Origin of the sequence: Nostoc sp. FACHB-190, assembly GCF_014696905.1 — a bacterium.
GTDB lineage: Bacteria > Cyanobacteriota > Cyanobacteriia > Cyanobacteriales > Nostocaceae > Nostoc_B.
This window is the reverse complement of the sequence record NZ_JACJQW010000038.1, coordinates 21,712-41,597: the sequence shown is the minus strand read 5'-3', so window position 1 is coordinate 41,597 and position 19,886 is coordinate 21,712. Positions and strand designations below refer to the sequence as shown.

The 19,886-nt window shown below is 41.1% G+C and carries 18 protein-coding genes and 1 pseudogene; 7 read left to right on the top strand and 12 right to left on the bottom strand.

All coding sequences use genetic code 11. The features are described 5' to 3' along the window. Positions 1-33: 33 nt before the first annotated feature. The 5 genes from H6G28_RS28905 to H6G28_RS28885 form a co-directional block, all read right to left on the bottom strand. Complete coding sequence (locus H6G28_RS28905) at positions 34-285, bottom strand: hypothetical protein (RefSeq protein WP_242048449.1); 252 nt, start codon at positions 283-285, stop codon at positions 34-36. Positions 286-571: 286 nt separating this feature from the next. Further along, on the bottom strand, positions 572-1,177 hold the full coding sequence (gene leuD, locus H6G28_RS28900) for a 3-isopropylmalate dehydratase small subunit (protein ID WP_190676129.1): 606 nt from the start codon (positions 1,175-1,177) through the stop codon (positions 572-574). A 109-nt stretch (positions 1,178-1,286) separates the two neighbouring features. Next, the gene (gene leuC / locus H6G28_RS28895) at positions 1,287-2,690 is read right to left on the bottom strand and encodes a 3-isopropylmalate dehydratase large subunit (protein ID WP_190676093.1); all 1,404 of its coding nucleotides are present in this window, start codon (positions 2,688-2,690) and stop codon (positions 1,287-1,289) included. 147 nt (positions 2,691-2,837) lie between these two features. Continuing rightward, positions 2,838-3,293: an NUDIX hydrolase gene (locus H6G28_RS28890; RefSeq protein ID WP_190592811.1), complete on the bottom strand. Its 456-nt coding sequence runs from the start codon at positions 3,291-3,293 to the stop codon at positions 2,838-2,840. 48 nt (positions 3,294-3,341) lie between these two features. Next, on the bottom strand, positions 3,342-4,559 hold the full coding sequence (locus H6G28_RS28885; RefSeq protein WP_190592810.1) for a TetR/AcrR family transcriptional regulator: 1,218 nt from the start codon (positions 4,557-4,559) through the stop codon (positions 3,342-3,344). Positions 4,560-4,734: 175 nt separating this feature from the next. On the opposite strand from H6G28_RS28885, the gene H6G28_RS28880 reads away from it, so the two are divergent. Next, entirely contained in the window at positions 4,735-5,592 is an 858-nt protein-coding gene (locus tag H6G28_RS28880; RefSeq protein WP_190592809.1) for an acyl-CoA desaturase, read from the top strand. 207 nt (positions 5,593-5,799) lie between these two features. Here H6G28_RS28880 and H6G28_RS28875 read toward each other — a convergent pair whose 3' ends face one another. From H6G28_RS28875 to H6G28_RS28865, 3 genes are all read right to left on the bottom strand, one after another. Further along, a complete protein-coding gene (locus H6G28_RS28875) occupies positions 5,800-6,198 on the bottom strand; it encodes a TIGR02588 family protein (protein WP_190676091.1) in 399 nt (132 codons plus the stop codon). Next, complete coding sequence (locus tag H6G28_RS28870; RefSeq protein WP_190676089.1) at positions 6,195-7,052, bottom strand: TIGR02587 family membrane protein; 858 nt, start codon at positions 7,050-7,052, stop codon at positions 6,195-6,197. The genes H6G28_RS28875 and H6G28_RS28870 overlap by 4 nt, the downstream gene beginning before the upstream one ends. Before the next feature lie 94 nt (positions 7,053-7,146). Then, on the bottom strand, positions 7,147-7,650 hold the full coding sequence (locus tag H6G28_RS28865; RefSeq protein WP_190676087.1) for a methylated-DNA--[protein]-cysteine S-methyltransferase: 504 nt from the start codon (positions 7,648-7,650) through the stop codon (positions 7,147-7,149). A 149-nt stretch (positions 7,651-7,799) separates the two neighbouring features. On the opposite strand from H6G28_RS28865, the gene H6G28_RS28860 reads away from it, so the two are divergent. Then, positions 7,800-8,342 carry a Uma2 family endonuclease gene (locus H6G28_RS28860; RefSeq protein WP_190592805.1) on the top strand — a complete coding sequence of 181 codons (543 nt, stop codon included), beginning with the start codon at positions 7,800-7,802 and terminating at the stop codon, positions 8,340-8,342. Positions 8,343-8,566: 224 nt separating this feature from the next. Here the strand turns inward: H6G28_RS28860 and H6G28_RS28855 are convergent, their stop codons facing one another. From H6G28_RS28855 to cysS, 3 genes are all read right to left on the bottom strand, one after another. Next, positions 8,567-9,910: a TldD/PmbA family protein gene (locus H6G28_RS28855; RefSeq protein WP_190592804.1), complete on the bottom strand. Its 1,344-nt coding sequence runs from the start codon at positions 9,908-9,910 to the stop codon at positions 8,567-8,569. An 83-nt stretch (positions 9,911-9,993) separates the two neighbouring features. After that, entirely contained in the window at positions 9,994-11,433 is a 1,440-nt protein-coding gene (locus tag H6G28_RS28850) for a TldD/PmbA family protein (protein WP_190592803.1), read from the bottom strand. Between the two features lie 757 nt (positions 11,434-12,190). Continuing rightward, a complete protein-coding gene (gene cysS / locus H6G28_RS28845) occupies positions 12,191-13,657 on the bottom strand; it encodes a cysteine--tRNA ligase (RefSeq protein ID WP_190676085.1) in 1,467 nt (488 codons plus the stop codon). A 277-nt stretch (positions 13,658-13,934) separates the two neighbouring features. Between cysS and H6G28_RS28840 the strand changes: the two genes are divergently transcribed. The 5 genes and pseudogenes from H6G28_RS28840 to H6G28_RS28820 form a co-directional block, all read left to right on the top strand. Beyond that, positions 13,935-15,077 carry a CobW family GTP-binding protein gene (locus tag H6G28_RS28840; RefSeq protein ID WP_190676083.1) on the top strand — a complete coding sequence of 381 codons (1,143 nt, stop codon included), beginning with the start codon at positions 13,935-13,937 and terminating at the stop codon, positions 15,075-15,077. Positions 15,078-15,123: 46 nt separating this feature from the next. Then, positions 15,124-15,567 carry a D-aminoacyl-tRNA deacylase gene (gene dtd / locus H6G28_RS28835; protein WP_190592800.1) on the top strand — a complete coding sequence of 148 codons (444 nt, stop codon included), beginning with the start codon at positions 15,124-15,126 and terminating at the stop codon, positions 15,565-15,567. Positions 15,568-15,730: 163 nt separating this feature from the next. Next, positions 15,731-16,066: a photosystem II reaction center protein Psb28 gene (gene psb28 / locus H6G28_RS28830; protein ID WP_190592799.1), complete on the top strand. Its 336-nt coding sequence runs from the start codon at positions 15,731-15,733 to the stop codon at positions 16,064-16,066. A gap of 613 nt (positions 16,067-16,679) precedes the next feature. Then, on the top strand, positions 16,680-17,183 hold the full coding sequence (locus H6G28_RS28825) for a MogA/MoaB family molybdenum cofactor biosynthesis protein (protein WP_190676080.1): 504 nt from the start codon (positions 16,680-16,682) through the stop codon (positions 17,181-17,183). 147 nt (positions 17,184-17,330) lie between these two features. Next, positions 17,331-19,466: pseudogene (locus tag H6G28_RS28820) on the top strand (esterase-like activity of phytase family protein); the annotation flags it as partial. Positions 19,467-19,575: 109 nt separating this feature from the next. Here the strand turns inward: H6G28_RS28820 and H6G28_RS28815 are convergent. After that, the gene (locus H6G28_RS28815; protein ID WP_190676076.1) at positions 19,576-19,770 is read right to left on the bottom strand and encodes a DUF433 domain-containing protein; all 195 of its coding nucleotides are present in this window, start codon (positions 19,768-19,770) and stop codon (positions 19,576-19,578) included. Positions 19,771-19,886 lie beyond the last annotated feature (116 nt).

Here is a 19,886-nt window from a genome sequence, read left to right as displayed (position 1 = left end):
TTCGTTTTTTCATGATTTTGCGTAAGTCCTGAATTAATATCTTTCGTAGCGGCCAGTCACCCAACGCCGACCGCGTGGTGTTCTTTCCCAGTGTGCTGGAACCCATCGCTGGCGAACAACTTTGCGGACAACAACAGGTTTACGTGCAGCAGGTTTACGTACAACAACAGTTCGGTAGTTATCACGTTTGATAATCACCGGTGCTGCTGATGCTTGGTTTTCGACAGCAAATATTGAAAGTGGTAAAGCTAGTAAAGCTCCAGCAAGAATACGTTTCATCATCATCTTGATATCTCCTGAAGTTTCTTTTTGTTGAGTTATCTACAGCCTGATTGAAGAATTTGTAAATTACACCCATGAGTGAAGTATTTATACCAGCTATTTAGGTATAAATTATTTTTGACTCCTCAATAAGATTGCTGATGAACTTTCATCTTCAGTTTAGAAAACTCCGCAGAAATTCGGATGTGAAAAAAGTCGTGATTATAAGGTGACTAAAGTCATAAACCAAGACGGTTGTGAGGTGGGGAGTAGGAATACTATTTCTTCCTTGTCTCCCTTATCTCTTCTGTTATACAGCCAACTTACCCCAACCGACATAAGGCAATTTCGCAGCAGTAGAGCGAATTTTATCAGCGTTAGCAACTAACTGACCACAAGCATCCCAACTACCAGAAACGAACATATTTCTAGAACCTTCACCGATGAAAACTGGGGCTGTAAAGTCACCAATCTGCACTTGTAAAGTTTCTAGATTTACCGTTACCGTTGCTTGGGGATTTGCTGTGACTAGTTCTTGTAATTGTTTGACTGTTGACCCATCCGCAGTTACACAAGGTACACCAATCGCCACACAATTACCCAAGAAAATTTCGGCAAAACTTTCACCAATTAAAACTTTAATACCCCATTTAGCGATCGCTTGTGGCGCATGTTCCCGCGATGAACCACAGCCAAAGTTACGATTCACAATCAACACATTTGCGCCTTGATACTGGGGCTGGTCAAAGGGATGTTCACCCTTTAAAGCGGTGCGGTCATCAATAAACGCATTTTCACCCAAACCATCAAAGGTAATCGCCTTTAAAAAACGAGCAGGAATAATCCGGTCTGTATCAATGTCATTACCAACTAAAGGTACAGCCTGCCCAGATACTTGTTTAATTTCACTTCCCATAATTTTCTTTGCGCCTTTGCGCCTTTGCGCGAGATAAAAAAGATTTGGTTTGTAAACGCAGAGGTAAACGCGAAGTATGAACATTTTACCTCCTGCCTTCTGCCTTCTCCTACAGCAAGTCCCGTACGTCAGCAACTTCGCCCTTAATAGCCGCAGTCGCCACCATCGCCGGACTCATCAGTAATGTGCGCCCAGAAGCAGAACCTTGCCTACCTTTAAAGTTGCGGTTAGAAGAAGAAGCACTGATTTGTCTACCTTGGAGTTTGTCGGGGTTCATCGCCAGACACATCGAACATCCTGGTTCCCGCCATTCAAAACCTGCGGCGGCAAAGATTTTGTCTAACCCTTCGGCTTCGGCGGCTTGCTTGACTCGTTCGGAACCTGGGACAACAAAGGCTTTGACTCCTTCAGCCACGCGACGACCTTGGGCAATTTTGGCCGCTTCTCGCAAATCGCTGAGTCTACCGTTGGTGCAGCTACCAATAAAGCAGACATCAATTTTTGTGCCTTTGATTGCTTGACCGGGTAATAAATCCATGTAACGGTAAGCTTCTTCGGCAATAAAACGGTCTTCTTCCGCCAGTTCTTCGGGTTTGGGGATGAATTGATTAATGCCGATTCCTTGACCGGGGGTGATTCCCCAAGTAACTGTCGGTGAAATCTCGGCTGCATCGAACACCACAACATCATCATATTCGGCATCAGCATCACTCTTGATGGATTCCCACCAAGTTACTGCTTGATCCCAGTCTGCACCTTTGGGGGCAAAGTCTCTATCTTGGAGATAATCGTAGGTGACTTGATCGGGATTGACGTAACCGCATCTCGCCCCACCTTCAATAGCCATATTACAGACGGTCATCCGTTCTTCCATGTTCATGGCTGCAAAGGTAGTCCCGGCAAATTCATAAGCGTAACCAACACCACCTTTCACGCCCAGGGTACGGATAATATGTAAAATTACATCTTTGGCGTAGACACCGGGGTTGAGAGTGCCGTTCACTTCTATTTTGCGGACTTTGAGTTTAGCGAGGGCTAGGGTTTGGGAGGCGAGAACATCGCGGACTTGACTTGTCCCAATCCCAAAAGCGATCGCACCGAAAGCACCATGACTTGATGTGTGGCTATCTCCACAAGCGATCGTCATTCCTGGCTGGGTTAATCCTAACTCTGGGGCAATCACATGGACTATACCTTGATTGCCGGAACCAATATTATAAAAAGTTAAATTATTTTCTTGACAGTTCTGTTCTAAGGCTTGAATCATTGCTTCTGCCACACTGTCAGCAAAAGGACGCGCCTGATTATCTGTAGGTACGATGTGATCTACTGTCGCTACTGTGCGCTGGGGAAACAGTACCTCCAGACCTCGTTCGCGCAACATCGCAAAGGCTTGGGGACTAGTGACTTCATGAATTAGATGCAGGCCGATAAATAGTTGTGTCAGCCCTGAAGGAAGTGTACCAACGGTGTGTAAGTCCCAAACTTTATCAAACAGGGTGCCTTTGCTCATATTTCAATCGTTGTGTAACGAGTCAGAATTTTTATCGTATCAAAAAAGCGTCGGACAATTTTAGATTTTAGATTTTGGATTTTGGATTGATTTCACAGATAAATTCGGAATTTTACCTTGATGGAATCATTGCTTTATGTCTTGCCTTTAGGCTGAAGTTTGTGTGTTGACAAATGCTAGACAAGAGTTGGATTGAAATTGGAGAAATTGATGCAAAATTTTTTTGAGGGAATTTTGTTTCACCATTTGAATGGCGATGTTCACATCTAACCATTCTCGCTGTCTCTGCCCAGCTTCGGGATAATCTTCACTCAGCATTTCAACTAACAATAAATACATCTGCACTCGGTAGATTTTGCCGCGTTTGCGGTATCTGTAACTACCTACGGCGTTGACATCTACTTGTCCAATGATCCCGGCTTCTTCCCAAGCTTCTTTGGCGGCGGAAGCAGGCGGACTCATACCTTTGGCAATTCCGCCCTTGGGAATTACCCAGTTATTGCGATCGCGGGTTGTAATTAGTAATATTTCAATGGTGCCGTTCTGCACTCTATAAGGAATGACCCCCGACTGCTGGAAGATTTTGCTGATTTTCTGATTCATGAATTTGTACTAGTCTTTTTACTCAGCACTCAGCACTCAGCACTTTCATTATGCTGGCTTATGATCTAAACGAATTGCTGCTTCTAAGGCTGCTTTTTCTTTAGCGCGGCGGGCGTAAGGCTGTAATTGAGAGCGATCGCAGCCTGTTAAAATAGTCAAATCATCTAAACTCACACCTCGCATTAACATTTCTACACACCATGTTTGTTGTGCTTGAGCAATTTCTGGTGGTTTACCTTGGGGTGTTAACAATCCTTGAGTCCAAATCTCCCAACGTTGCAGTAATTCTGACTCAGAAAGAGAATTACCTACATTGTCAATAAAGATTGCTGGATGATGATCTTTGCGACTTTTCAGCCATTTAATTAAAGGATTGTTGGTATAGGAACCGTAGTGTTTACCCAAAATCCACTGGTTCACAGGAACTTGGCGGGGTAAGGTTGGGGTGGTGATTTGCAGTATTAGTCCTTGAGTATCGGAAATTTGGTGCGATCGCTGCAAGTAAATTATCTCAGCAGCAGATAAACCAGCACCAAATAACAGGTATGCTAAAGCATAATCTTGTATTCCCGATTTTCTGGAGTTTTGCAGAATTTTATGCACTAAAATCGCAGGCAAATCAGCCACTTCTTTGATAATTACCGCTTCTTTTGTTAATTGGGGAACAGTAGACATCGCTCCATGTAAAAACAACTCCACTAAATTCTCTAAAAAATCATTTCGATCTTCCCATAATTCATGAAATTCGCTTGTGAATTCAATCACCGCATACCCTAAAATCATGCCATTCAGCAAGCTGGCTAATTTTTCTGCCGGCAGATAGGTGTTTATGTCTCCCTGTTGGATGACAGTAGCTAAATACTGCGCTACATAGCGGTTAGCTTCTGTTAATCCTCTCCCCAAAGCACGGCGATTTTCAGCAGGAAATTGGTCTGCTTCACCCACCACTGACCGCACAAACTCTGGGACTCTTTCTAATGTATGTAAGCTATCACTTGCATAATCTTTCAGGGCTTGATAAACGTTACCCGGAGGAGTAGCCCGTTTGACTAAAGACTCTCCCAAATCCTTAAATGCTGCTGATTCTTCTAATACTGCTAAAAGCAGCCCGTGTTTATTACCAAAATGGCGAAACAACGTCACTTCATTGACTCCAGCTTTTTCGGCAATTTGGCGAGTAGTAGTACTACTAACTCCTTGTGTAGTAAATAATTCTAGTGCTGCTTGGATCAAACGTTGACGGGCTGAGATTGATTGAGATGCCATAAGAAATAATGCAAGTGGCACTTGCATAAAAAACCAATAGTTGTTACGATGCCTAATGTAAGTGATACTTGCTTAAGTTCACTGTAACGAACTAGTTTACAGAAGGGGGAAATTTCTTGGGAAAGTTTACCCAAATTCCAGCAAATCACTTCATGATCCATCAACGGAAATGTTTATGACTGCAAAATATCTGGCGGTTGCTTCTGAGACACGAAATTCACCTCGCCTCAGATGGGTGAATGTGGCTTTTTTTGCAACTATTCACGCCTTAGCTATGTTGGCTCCTTGGTTTTTTTCTTGGTCGGCGCTAGGATTGCTAGTGTTTCTCCATTGGCTGTTCGGGAGTATTGGCATCTGTTTAGGATATCATCGACTATTAAGCCATCGGAGTTTCCAAGTACCCAAATGGTTAGAATATGCGATCGCCATTATCGGAGCCTTAGCACTTCAAGGCGGGCCAATTTTTTGGATTGGTGGACATCGCCAGCACCATGCCCATACAGAAGATATTAACTTAGATCCCTACTCTGCCCAGCGAGGATTTTGGTGGAGCCACATACTATGGATTATGTATCCCCGCCCAGAGTTTTTTGACTATGAAACTTATAAAAAATATGCCCCAGATTTAGAAAGACAACCTTTCTATCGTTGGCTAGATCGCTACTTTTTATTGTTGCAAATTCCCTTGGGATTATTCTTATACGCTCTAGGCGGCTGGTCTTTCGTAATCTACGGAATGTTTGTGCGAGCAGTATTATTGTGGCACTCCACTTGGTTTGTTAATTCTGCATCACATTTGTGGGGTTATCGCACCTTTGACGCGAATGATGGTGCGCGTAACTTGTGGTGGGTATCAATCCTAACTTATGGCGAAGGCTGGCACAACAACCATCATACTTTTCCCCATGTTGCCAAATCTGGATTCCAGTGGTGGGAAATTGACATCACTTGGTGGAGTATTAAAGCTTTAAAAAGTTTGGGTTTAGCGAAAAAAGTCATCTTACCGCCACCGCAAATTGCAAATCAAAGATAATAATCTTGAGTGGGAGTAGGGAGTAGGCAGTGGGGATTAGGAAATACTATTTCTGACAGCAACTTAGTATGAAGAAATTGAGTGAAGGGATATAAGGGTTTTGGATACATACACCCCTATACCCTTACACCCTTTCCTAAACTGTTGCTTTTTCGTTTTCATCCGTAATTCCTAAAATATTCTGACTCCTAAAGCCTTACACCTAAATTATGGTAATTTATAGCTGGCAACCCGGACATTTAATTGTCCTTGACTGGGATTTTTGCTAAAAATAAATGCACCTTCTTCCTTCTCGCCATCAGATAAAAAATCAATTTGTTGCTCTCCCGTTTCCACCACTTGATCAGCAAATTTTAACTCAGCAATAATCTGCACGGATTCAGCAGTTTCACCACCCGTATTAACTATTTCAAAGGGAACATAAAATTTCCCATCAATTTCTCTAATTGCTGATTTTTGATTTACTGACAAAATAGGAGGCTGATTTTTTTCATTCAGCCATATATACCCCACTAAACTAATTACAACTCCCAGAATAGATAAAGCTATTCCAAATGTGATCCACTCAGCTAAAGAGCGTTCTGATTGTGATTCTGTTTCCATCATATTGCTAACCTACCTGCCGCGCCGCCAATAGTCGCAGGTAATCCCAAAACTAAAGTATGTTCTAGCCACATCATCCAAGTGTCTGATAAAGTGAGCTTTTGAAAGAAAAATAACATTGCGCCACTAGCAAGCAAAGATACTAAATAAGATATGGTAGTTTCACTCAATGGGCGTTGAAAAATTCCTTTTTGCTGTCTACGTTTTTTTTGGTCGGAAAAACCAGCTTGAAAGACAATAGCGTAGGAAATTACTAAAGACGCAGCCATTAACACCCATAACCAAGGCGGAGAAATAGCCGCCGCTAACATAGGAACTTCGTCGGTTGGTGCAATGTTAAAAGCAATCACAGTTGCACCAATCACAGTTGCACCTAAGTCAGCGAATGTGGCGTGTAAATTATTTTTATGAGTGGCTGATGTTGAATTATTTTGATTACCTTCTTGGAGAAATTGGTTAGCTAAAGCTACACCGAGAGTAAATGGTAATCCTTCATAGACTACTTTTCCCAATGATTCTTTTAAGGATGTTGCTGGGGTAATTTCTTGCAATAACCACAACATAAATGCCGCACACACAAATCCAATGGCCATTGCTTCTACAGTATCTATTGCGGCTTCATCCAGTCGCCAAGTATTTCGGCGTTTCCGAAATCCCTCTGTATAGTTGAGTAAAAAAACTACAATAAACATTAAGGCGATCGCTATTGCAATTAATCTTGGTTTTGCTAATGAACCAATCCACCATACTTCCATTGTATATATTAGTGGAATCCCAAATAAAAAACCTCCACAAATACCACGGACAATATCGTTTATTTCTCGTTTCCAGGCATTTTTATACTGCTTTTTTCCCACTACTAATACTTACCTAATTATTTTGTTGTCAGATTTATATGTGTTGTCATATTTCTCATAAACTAGAGATTCTCCGCATCTATCTTAGGTTACGCTAAATCAATTTCACGCCTTCATGATGCAGCAACCAACGCTTGCGTTCTAAACCTCCTGCATAACCAGTAAGTGCAGCATTCGCACCCACAACTCGATGACAAGGAAGCACAATGGCAATGGGATTAAGTGAATTCGCCATCCCAACAGCGCGATATGCTGTCGGCTTACCAATTCTTGCGGCTAACTCCGCATAAGCAATAGTTGTACCCCAAGGAATCGTTAGCAATGCAAGCCACACTTGCTGCTGAAACACAGTCCCACCAGTGTTGAGGGGAATATTACTTAAACTGGTGCGCTGTCCTGTAAAATATGCTTGAATTTTATTACTAATACCTTGGGGATTTTTGATATATTCAAAATTAAAGTTCCCATAACGCTTTTGCAGCAACTTCAGCATTCTTGATTCATAATCTGCAAAGTCCAAAGCGCAGAGTTTTTCACCATCAGTCACAATTAAAATTGTGCCGATTTCTGAATTTATTTTGTCAATGAATAATTTCATAGTTTAAGGCTGATTTTAAAAATTTAATTTTGTTGTATGATTCCAGCTATCAAAAGGCTCATATCCCTGATTTATTGAAGAAGTCGGGGATATGTTTGTTGATAAAATCTACAATAGACTCAAGTATGACAACAGAGTAAAATTCTGAAATGAAGACGCTGGCTAAATGGTCTGTTGATGATTACCATTGTATGATTCAAGCAGGAATTCTGCGCGATCGCCATGTGGAGTTACTGGCGGGTGAAATTGTTGAAATGAGTCCAGAAACACCAATTCATTATAGTACTGCCAAAAGAGGGGCGAAATACTTAGAAAACTTATTGACAGGTCAAGCTGATATCCGTTTCAACGGCCCAATTACCTTATCTAACTCAGAACCTGAACCGGATATTGCAATTGTGCGATTACCAGAGTCTAACTATAGCGATCGCCATCCTGCACCGGATGATATTTTTTTTATTATAGAAGTCGCTCATACTAGTTTAAAGAAAGACTTGGAACTGAAAACATCACTTTATGCAGATGCTAATATTCCAGAATATTGGATTTTAAGCTTGTCAACCAAGGAAATAATTGTTTTTCGCTATCCCCAAAACGGTCAGTATACTTCAGTAGAAACTATTGCGGAAGGAACAATTACGCCATTAGCATTTCCTGACATTCAAGTATCAGTTAAACAGCTTTTGGGCTAAATTTTGTCCACGATAGTAGTCATGTTTAATATGTGAATAAAGGTGAAGACAAGAATTTATAAGAGTTTGAGAGAGTTGATACATATAGCGTTTCTTATTCTAGTGAAGTACAAGCAAGAATAATTAACCGCAGATGGACGAAGATAGATGCAGATAAATTTGTACCTCAGCAGACTAAGAAAGGCGATAAGCCCTAAACGCTGAGAGATTCACAAATGATTAATCTACAAAGTGTAGGTAAAATCATTGACTAACATCCCAGGTACTAAACTACCGCCTAATTTACGGTTTTCATAAGTGTCAACTTCGGGAATAAATTCTTGAAAATTAGTGAAATCAACTAAATTTTCTCCCCAAAACCTATAGAGGCTGTCGTCAAAGCGGAGATTTTCGATGGGTGCAATGATTTCGCCATTTTCCACCCAAAAACAAGCGTAACGGGTCATACCTGTAATTCTACCTGTGGGGCGATCGCTCCAATTTAAATAATGCAAATTCGAGACGTATAACCCTGTATCTAAGCTAGATAAAATCTGCTCAAATCTTAAATTTCCTGGACTGATTTCTGGCGTGCGTAAGGTTTCGGAACTGTTAGCACCATTAGCAGTTTTTTGATATTCTTTGGCAGTGCGCGAGTTAACTAAGCTATTTACTAATAAGCCATTTTCAATTATCGCTAACTCTGGTGCTGCCATTTCACCTAGTTCATTAAAACGCGGTACTAAGCCTAATTGAAAGTTTTCTTTTAAGCTAAATTTGGCAGATAACTGTTTTTCTTTACGAGATAAAGCGGCTAAAGCACTATTCCCTTGTTGGATATCTGCTTCACTGACAGCACCCCAAGATAGCATCTGTAATAAATCAGCCACAGCCGCAGGTGCAAAATAAGTTTTATACTGACCTCTAGGTAATTCTTTGGCTGGATGCGACAGCAAATTAAGTTGCTTTTTGGCTTCGTTGATTTTTGCGGCGTAACTTGCTACATCCCAATTATTACCAGCAAATGTACCTTTAACAGCTTTACCCGAACTGATAAACAATGAATAATCTAGTGTGAAAGTATCAGTCGCAAACCAATGTTTTTGCCCGCTAGAATCACCATAGGCTTTAATTACTATTCCACCCGCATAAATGCCTGTAAAATCGAGTTCTGTGACTTCTGCTAAGATGCTAGAAACTACATCTTCTTGCGCTAATACATTACTATGATGAACTTCCCGACTTGTATTATTGCCTGAAGGCAAAACTAAATAAGGGTCAATTGGTAAGATAGTTATTTCATCGCGTAATTCTTGTAAGGCTTGATGTGCTTTTTGCCAATCTTTTTCCGAATTTCCGGTAAAGGGAAACTGTCTAGAACTACTGCGTTGTTCTGCCATTAAAGTTAGTTCAATTGACCCATCAGCTACACAGCCAGTTTGTCTAACTTTCGCATGATTAAACCGCGTAAATTGACTTTGTTCACTGCTGAGTTTCAGGGTAAATTCCTCATGCTCTAATTTTTTGATGAGCAGAGTTTCTAACAACTGATTAAAGCTAGATTCTAAAGCAGTTAATTCTTGTTTCATTGGTATGACACACTTGACAAGGAAAATGAGATGGAAGCAAGGGCGATAATAAATAACTCAGCACTCAGCACTCAGCACTTTCTTCAACTCCCTCCCCCAAAGACTTCAACATTAGCAAATACACAAACGGGTGAACCATGTCCTACCCAAATTGCTTGATTTGGTTCGCCTTTACCACAGTATGGAGTGCCGTACATTTGCCAGCTATCTTGATTGCCGATTTTGATTAAGCTGTGCCAAAATTCTGGGGTTGTGGCGCGATAGTTGGGGTTGCGGAGGGTTTTGGTGAGTTGGCCATTTTCAATTAATTTGGCATATTCGCAGCCAAATTGGAATTTATAACGGCGATCGTCAATTGACCAAGAACGATTTGATTCCATGTAAACGCCATGTTCTATGTCGCTGATGATTTCTGGAAAGGTGGCGTTTCCTGGTTCTAGGTTTAAGTTTGCCATGCGGTCAATTGCTGGTCGATTCCAGGAACAAGCACGGGCGCAAGCCACCCCAGGAACTCCGGCTCTCGCTTGACTTTCTAAACTGCCTAAACCCCTTTGTAATACGCCTTCTTTAATCAAAAATTCCCTTGTGGCGACTGCGCCAGTATCATCAAAACCATAGCTGGCATACTCACCCGGCACTGTGGGGTCAAAGGTAATGTTCATTAATGGCGAACCGTAGACTAGCTGACCAAAATCTTGGGTGGAGACAAAGCTACCGCCAGCATAGTTGCGCTCATCGCCTAAAATTCGGTCGATTTCTAGGGGATGTCCGACACTTTCATGAATTTGCAGCATCATTTGGTCTGGGGCTAAAACCAAGTTGGTGCAGGTATTGGGACATTCTTCGGCGGTTAACAGTTCTAGGGCTTGTTCTCCTACTTGCTGTACCCGTTGCCATAAATGTTCCTGTCTTAAAACTTCCCATCCACCTTGATAACAGTGTGCCTGCCAACCGTTGTTTGTACGCTGTTGGACAATTGCGCCGTCTTGAGCGATCGCACCATAATGGGTTCCCAAGGAGATAAACTTTTGATATACTTCTGAACCATTGCTGCTGACAAACCAGCTTTCTCGCTCGCTTGTGCTAATGCTGGCTGTGGTTTGCACAATTTTGTCGTGTACTTTTAGCGTCCGGCACATCCGCACCAATAAATCATTAATTTCTCCGGGACTCAGCGTGTCTAAGGGTTCCAACAGTGGCGAATTGTATTCACCAACAACCTTGGGACGTTCGGTTTCTTTAAACGGATATATCCACCATTTACTAGCGGCGAGTGCTTGTTTATAGGCGATTTGCGCCGCCGATTCTAAAGATTCTAGCTCTAATGAGTTGGTAGCCGCATAACCCAGACAGCCATTCACCAAAACTTCGATCATGGCTCCCTCGGTGGTAGATTTACCGTTAGCTTGGGGTATACCATCCCGGACATAACGGTTTGCAGCTGTTTCTCTGACGGCTCTGATCCCAATCCAATCAGCCGGAATATGAAAACTAGCGATCGCTTTTTTTAATTCAGACCACATAATAATTGAAAGGTAAATTTCCTGACTTTGTAATTGACAATTGCGTTTTTTTATGAATGTTTTTTCTTCTATATTAGCTATCAACTAACCAGATATTAGGCAAGTTATGTAATATACTCTGCTTTTCTCGCCAGCCAGAGAAATTTTATGTTTTTTAACAAAATTGGTTGTATTTGATACTAATTTATATCCTGTAACTTTTACCCTAATCGATGTAAACTATCAGACCTGACCAGCTTTTTCAAGACTGTTCTGACCACACAGTCTCAAAGTTAAATTTAGTGCAATAATCCAGAAACCAGCAATTAATCAAGAAATTGGGAAATTCAAGAGAAAATTGCTTGCTAAGTAATGTCATGGAAACATAACATTACGCAGGAACTTAAGTTTTTGGTGATGAAAGTTTACCAAAAGAACAGCTTTTGTATTTGAGTTTTTTTCCTCAAAAAATTGCAATGTGAAGTTTACAAAAGCTGAAATATGGTAATAATATTTGATTTATCAAACAGAATTCAGGAGTCAGAATTGAGAATTGAATTATGTGTGACAATTACTAGATAGATTACTATCTAATTAGTTCGTTGCGCTGATTAATTGTTGGTTGAGACTGGGTGTAAGGGTTTTTCCCATTAAAAACCTTAATCATGAAAACTATTGTCATTAGAGACGTTGTATACAACGTCTCTACTTTTTTGGCTTGGTATAGCAATCTAAGCATCGATGATCACTAGTTCCTACTCAGCACTCAGCACTCAAATTAACTCCTATGCCAGCGCGTACCTTCAGGACTATCAATTAAGGTAACACCTTTGGCTTGTAATTCATTGCGAATGCGATCGCCTTCGGCAAAATTCCGCGCTTTCCTCGCGGCTTGGCGTTGTTGAATTAAATCTTCAATTTCCGCATCACTTAAACCATCATTTACAGTAGTTTCAGCTTCTGGCTGGGCGGTTAAACCTAAAACCTCTGCTAAAGTAACGAGTGTTTGCCATTGTTTTTGCAGTTCATCGGCGGGTGTGTCAGTTTTGCCTTCATGAACCAGGATATTTCCTTCACGGCGGAGTTCTTTGGCTAATTCAAACAACACCGATACCCCACCAGGGAAGTTAAAGTCATCGTTGACAGTTTCTTTGAAACGTTCCACAAATTCAGGGAGTAATGAGGGATTTTCCACTCCCCACTCCCCACTCCCCACTCCCCAATTTAGTTGTTTACCGTATTGATGACCAAACAGTAAACCTTCTTTGATGGTGTGCCAACCGTTGGTAGCGGCAGCGATCGCATCATCGGTAAAATCAATAGGCTTACGATATTGCGCCATTAGGACAAACAAGCGTACTGCCATTGGATCAACATGGCGATCGAGTAAGTCGCGGATGGTGGTAAAGTTGCCCAAAGACTTGGACATTTTCTCGCCGTCCACCTTGACCATGCCGTTGTGTAGCCAGTAAGTTGCTAAAGGCTTACCTGTGACGGCTTCCGATTGAGCAATTTCGTTTTCGTGGTGGGGGAAAATTAAGTCAGCACCGCCAGCATGAATATCTATTGTCTCACCCAAGCGATCGCGCACCATCGCCGAGCATTCAATATGCCATCCCGGACGGCCAGCACCCCAAGGTGATTCCCACGCAGGTTCACCGGGTTTGGCGGCTTTCCACAAAGCAAAATCAAAGGGGTCTTTTTTCTTTTGATATTCTGGGTCTTCTATATTAACGCGCTCGCTGGCTCCAGCCTGCATATCTTCCAACTTGCGACCAGAAAGCTTACCATACTCACCAAACTGGCGCACAGCATAGTAAACATCACCATCAGAAGGGTAAGCAAAGCCTTTATTTTCTAATTCATGAATTAATCGCTGAATCCCGTTCATTGTATGTGTCGCGCGGGGATATTCATCAGCTTCTTTAATTCCTAAGCGTGCCATATCTTCAAAATAAGCTTTGATGAACCGTTCCGCTACAACTTCCATTGATGAATGTTCTTGTCGGGCGCGATTGAGAATTTTGTCATCAACATCAGTAAAATTCTGCACATAGCGCACTTCATAACCGATAAACTGGAGATAGCGGCGCACAACATCCCAAACAATGCAAGCTCTAGCATGACCCAAATGACAGTAGTCATAGACCGTCACGCCGCAGTAATACATCTTAACCTTGCCTGGTTCGACTGTTTTAAACGGTTCTTGACGACGGGTGAGGGTATTGTAAACAGTTAGGGTCATAACAGAGTAATGCTGCAATAGAGGGATACGCAATAATAGGGTAAAACAACTGGAAAGTTTATCCAGCATCCCTATGCTAGTGTTTTCTGGACTATCTGCGCTACCCTTTGTAAATGTTAGAGAAATATGAGTGAAAAGAATTTGGATAAGGCGTATAAGGATGTAATGATTTTAAACACCTACACCCCGACACCCTGATTTCCTTACACCCGATCCCAACGGGTAGCCGCAACTTAGAGAAGTTTTTTATTTTTTTGATTTGTTTGATAACCGCGTTATGCAATCAGCAGTGAATTCTGAATCTCAATCAATGGATGCGCCAAAACAAGGTTTACCAGTCACAATTATTACTGGATTTCTTGGTAGCGGCAAAACGACCTTACTAAATCATATTCTCACAAACCAACAAGGTTTAAAAACTGCCGTGTTGGTGAATGAGTTTGGTGAAATTGGCATTGACAACGAGTTAATTATTGCCACCGATGATAATAACAATATGGTGGAATTAAGTAACGGTTGTATCTGCTGCACAATTAATAATGATTTAGTTGATGCCGTTTATAAAGTATTAGAACGGGAAGAAAAACTAGATTATCTAGTCGTAGAAACCACCGGACTAGCAGATCCGCTACCAGTTGCATTAACATTTTTAGGCACAGAACTGCGAGATTTAACTCGCCTAGATTCGATTATTACTGTTGTAGATGCAGCGAATTACAGCTTAGATTTATTCAACTCCCAAGCAGCTTACAGCCAAATTGCTTACGGTGATGTGATTTTGTTGAATAAAACAGATTTGGTTGATGAAGCAACTTTGACCCAGTTAGAGCGAAAAATCAACGAAGTCAAAGAAGGTGCGAGAATTTTGCGTACCAAGCGATCGCAAATACCATTGGCTTTAATTCTCAGTGTAGGATTATTTGAGTCTGACAAATATTTTGACACCGTTGATGAGCATGATCATGATGATCATGACCACCACGACCACGACCACGACCATTCAACCTGCGGTCATGACCACCACGACCACGACCACTCAACCTGCGGTCATGACCACCACGACCACGAGCATCATCACCACCATCATTCCGACCACTTAGAAAATGATGGCTTCACCTCCATATCCTTCCAAAGCGACAAGCCATTTTCTATCAGAAAGTTCCAATATTTCCTGGATAACCAGCTACCCACAAACATTTTCCGTGCTAAGGGTGTAATGTGGTTTGATGAAAGTCCCAAACGCCACATTTTCCACCTCTGCGGTAAACGCTTCACCTTAGATGATGACGAGTGGAAAGGTGAACCCAAAAACCAGCTTGTGCTAATTGGTCAAAATCTCGACCGCGAAACTTTACTAGCACAAATAGAAAACTGCATTTGTCTACCTTCCGTCAGTCGTGGTAAAGGCTTCAAAAAGTAAAAAGGAATATTTTTGACTTTTGACTTTTAACTTTTGACTTTAACTTATGCGCGTTATCATCCAGCGAGTGAAATCATCTCAAGTCACTGTTAACGGTGAAATCATTGGCAAAATCGGCCGAGGCTTAAATTTACTCGTAGGTATTGCTGATACTGACACAGATGCAGAACTCGACTGGATGGCGCGTAAATGCTTAGAATTGCGTCTGTTTCCCGATGACGCAGGTGGAGACAGATGGCAAAAATCTGTGCAAGAAATTAACGGTGAATTGTTAGTAGTGAGTCAATTTACCCTTTATGGTGACTGTCGCAAAGGTCGCCGTCCGTCTTTTGACCGTTCCGCACCGCCTCAAACCGCAGAAGATTTATACAACAGCTTTGTTAACAATTTACGCGCCAGTGGTTTAAGGGTAGAAACAGGCAAATTTGGCGCAATGATGCAAGTTTCCATCGAAAACGACGGCCCTGTAACCTTATTACTAGAAAGGTAACTTGGTCAATGGTCAACAGTCAAAAGGCAGAAGGACAAAATTTCATACTTCACACTTCATACTTCACACTTCATACTTCACACTTCATACTTCATAGACTACTGAGTTCTAAATGATGAGAGAATATTAAATCGACGATCACAAAACTTTAAATTCTTTTATCATGGCAAAAATCCAGTTTTCTAGAGGTGTTAACGAAGCAGTAGTACCAGATGTACGTTTAACGCGATCGCGTACTGGTGATACTGGTACAGCAACCTTTATTTTTACAAATCCCACAATTTTAGAGCAAGGCAATACAGATGAAGTCACCGGAATGTATATGCTGGACGAAGAAGGCGAAATAGTTACCCGCGAAGTTAAGGTAAAATTCATCAACGGTAGAGCAGAAGCCTTAGAAGCTATTTACATTATGAAATCTTCTGACGAGTGGGATCGCTTTATGCGCTTTATGGAGCGATATGCTGAAGAAAATGGTTTGGGATTGAATAAATCTTAAGCAACCGACTGAAGTATGAAGTGTAAAGTGTGAAGTGTGAAGTATGACGTATGAAATAGTAAGTATTCAGAATTCAAAAGTCAGAAGTCAGAAGTAATCACAGTTATACCAATCTTATTTGAAGCTGCACATTATTTTACCCCTCCCTAACCCTCCCCTTGTAAAGGGGAGGGAACTAGATTCTCTTATTTTCCCCCCTTTCCAAGGGGGGACTAAGGGGGGTAATTGGTTTTTAAGCTGATGTGCATTTAAACTGGGATTTTTGAGAGCTATACTCCTTGCTGTGTCGAGATTGCCCGCTCAATTTTAATGCTGAACAGCTTATATAGCAATCCTACCCCAAATGTGAGAAAATACTTAGATAAAAATCCTTGTTTTATAAGCGTTTGAGGCTTTTTGAACTCTCACATATCAAATAGGATTGCTATATGCGTCTTCATATTAAATTGGTATTAGATAAATGATGGTTCTAGACTATGATAATTTCTACCTAGCAAAACCTTGATTTACAAAATATTCTGGATTCTGACTCCTGGGTTCTTATGAAATAAACGCTTTAGCCTTCATTCTTCATCTTTTTTGTCAGTGAAACTCATTCAAAATTTCAACTCGGATGATGCAAAAACCCCATCCAGATACAGCAGCAATGACAGTAACTTGCGCTATAGTTACCGTCAGCGACACCCGCACCTCAGAAACAGACAAAAGTGGACAACTAATCAAGCAATTATTGTTAGGTGCAAATCATAGCATTGCCGCCTACACAATCATTAAAGATGAGCCAACGCAGATTCAAGCACAAATAGAATCGCTGGGTAAAACTGCTAATTTAGACGCAATAATTTTCAATGGTGGTACAGGTATTGCACCCAGAGATACCACTTATGATGCTATCGAAAAATTATTAGAAAAAACTCTACCGGGATTCGGAGAGGTATTTAGATTTTTAAGCTATCAAGAAATTGGTTCCCGTGCGATCGCTTCTCGCGCCGTTGCTGGGGTTTATCAAAATAAATTAATCTTCTCTCTTCCTGGTTCTAGTAACGCTGTGCGATTAGGTATGGAAAAATTGATATTACCTGAAATCGTTCATTTAGTCAGCCAGATGCGGAAATAAAAGTGCTGAGTGTCAAGTGCTAAATATAAGTGTTGCAATATCGCCATAAAACTTGACGATGGAAATTTATACATTACAGTTGTGTAATACTTTACTCTTTTCCATCTACTTCTAAATAATCATGCCGAGAATATGGCGACAACCAACACTATTATCAATGTAACATTTCAAGGACAAAGTATATTAAATACTAGTTTTATTCCTTCTGGTGCCGCAGGAACAGTCAATAACCTGCCAACCCAGTTGGGCGGGTTGTCTGGCGTAACTTATGACGCAGTGAATAATCGTTATTACGCAATTTCCGATGATCGCTCTCAATTTGGCCCTGCGAGATTTTACACCTTTACAACTGATCCCGCTACCATTAACACAACAGGAGTAAATTTTACCAATGTTACTCCCCTCACAGATAGCAACAATAACTTTTTTGCACTCAATACCATTGATTTAGAAGGTATTGCCCTAACAAATAATGGTACTGTTTTCATCTCCTCAGAAGGGGAAGTTACTCCTATTCGCGTTCTTGATCCTTTTATTCGAGAATTTTCTTTATCTACAGGGCAACAAATCAAATCTCTACCTGTTCCTGCTAAATTTCTCCCAGTTTTTAACGACATAAACAATAATGGTACTTTAGATCCTGGTGAGCAAACTTCAGGTATTCGGAATCAATTAGCTTTTGAAAGTCTCACCATTACACTAGACCAAAAAACTTTATTCACCGCCACAGAAAATGCTTTATTCCAAGATGCTTCAGCTAACAATACTGTTAATTCTCGCATCATAAAATACAATTTAGAGAGCAGTCAGCCAGAGAAAGAATACTTATACTCTACAGAGACCAACAACACTGGTTTAGTAGATTTGTTAGCTATTGATAACCAAGGTACTCTACTAGCTTTAGAACGCACCTTTGATCCAACTTTAGGAGTTACAATCAAAATCTACGAAATCAGCGTGCAGAATGCTACAGATATCAGTGCTATTGACTCTTTGAATAGTTTGACTACTCAAGAACTAGCAGCAATTCAACCTGTTAAAAAGCGTTTGGTACTTGATTTAACAGAATTGAATCTACCTAATAGTGATGGTTTTCACCCCACTGGTTTAGATAATATTGAAGGATTGACTTTTGGTCCAAAATTGGCAGATGGTAGACAGTCAATTGTTTTGGTAAGCGACAACAACTTTAATCAGTCTCAATTTACCCAAATTCTGGCTTTGAGTGCAGGTATTCAATCTATACCTGATGATGAATCAACTGTGCAACTCAGCCTAGTTGGTGATGATGTTTTTCAAATTACTGGAAATAACCAATCTCAACTAAAAGTTACTCTTTCGGGACGTAATTCTTCGCAAGTTAATGAGTTGGGAGTATTTACTGTTGATGATGCGGCAGGAACAATTGATGGTGTTGCGCCTGGCTCTGCTGAGTATACAGTCAAAGCACTGGCGAGAGCAAGAGTGATTTTTTCTGCGATCGCCAACAATCCCAATGGTTTTCATCCCGCCAGCTTATCGCGGTTGCTAGAATTTAGCAACAGCAGTCACCTGAGATTTTATCTCGTGAGCAACGCTTCCACCGATTTACTCAACACCGGAAGCATCTCCACCAGCAACATTATCTTCTCTAGTAGCACCAGCCAACAAATTACTAACTTGGGTGCAGAAGACTTTACCCTCGCTTGGCAAAATACTAGTAGTAGTAACTTCCAAGATTTAGTGGTGAGGATTCAAGCCGTTGATGAATCTTTACCCTTGGGGACAAGCTTACAAGGACAATCCCAAGGCGAAGTCATTGATTTACGCGATATCACTGCTAATGTCAGAGCCGATTTTACAGTCAACCGGGAAGCAGCATTTGATAACTTTGTGGGTTTCTACAGAGTCGCTAACGCCAATGGCGGTATTGATACTAACAGTGATGGTATTGCCGATATTCTCCCTGGACAAGCTGGATATATTCAAGCCGCCATTCAAAACCGTGTTGCGGGAATTGATTTAACAGTTAATAACCAAGGAACTGCAACTTATACTGGCACATTATCAGGCGGTGCGATCTTTGTACCTTTTATTATCATAGATGGCAGACCAGATGCTCTGCTGGATAGCAATACAAGTAATGATCCTGCGGTTTACTTCCCTTATTTGGGTGCGAACACTGACGGGTTTGATCACATTCGTTTATTGGGAGATAACACCTTTGGTTTTGAGGACTTACCAAACGGTGGTGATCAAGATTTCAATGATGTGATTGTTAAAGTGAATTTTAGTATTGCTTAGGCGATCGCTATGAGAAAACGCAGCAATTTCTAAGGATTGCTCAGAAGCGATCGCCTCAACGCACAATACTAGAAAAAGCACTTTTGAAAGGATAAACTTGCTCTTGAGTCTACCATGCTGCGTAAAGTAGAGATTCACGGATATCCTCTGGTTCTAAATCTGGGTATTCTTCTAGAACTTCTTCTAAAGGTTTGCCATTAGCTACTAAATTAACGACAAGAGAAACCGGAATCCGCATACCACGAATACAAGCTTGTCCTGCCATAATGTTACGGTCAAATGTAATTCTGCTCAGATTTAACATAAAATTACTTAAATTCTTTCTAATGGCATTTCTTTAATTAAATATAACTTCTATATAGCAGTCCCAAATGAGAGCCAAACAAATCTCTTCCCTGTTCTTACTAGCAAAATACTTTT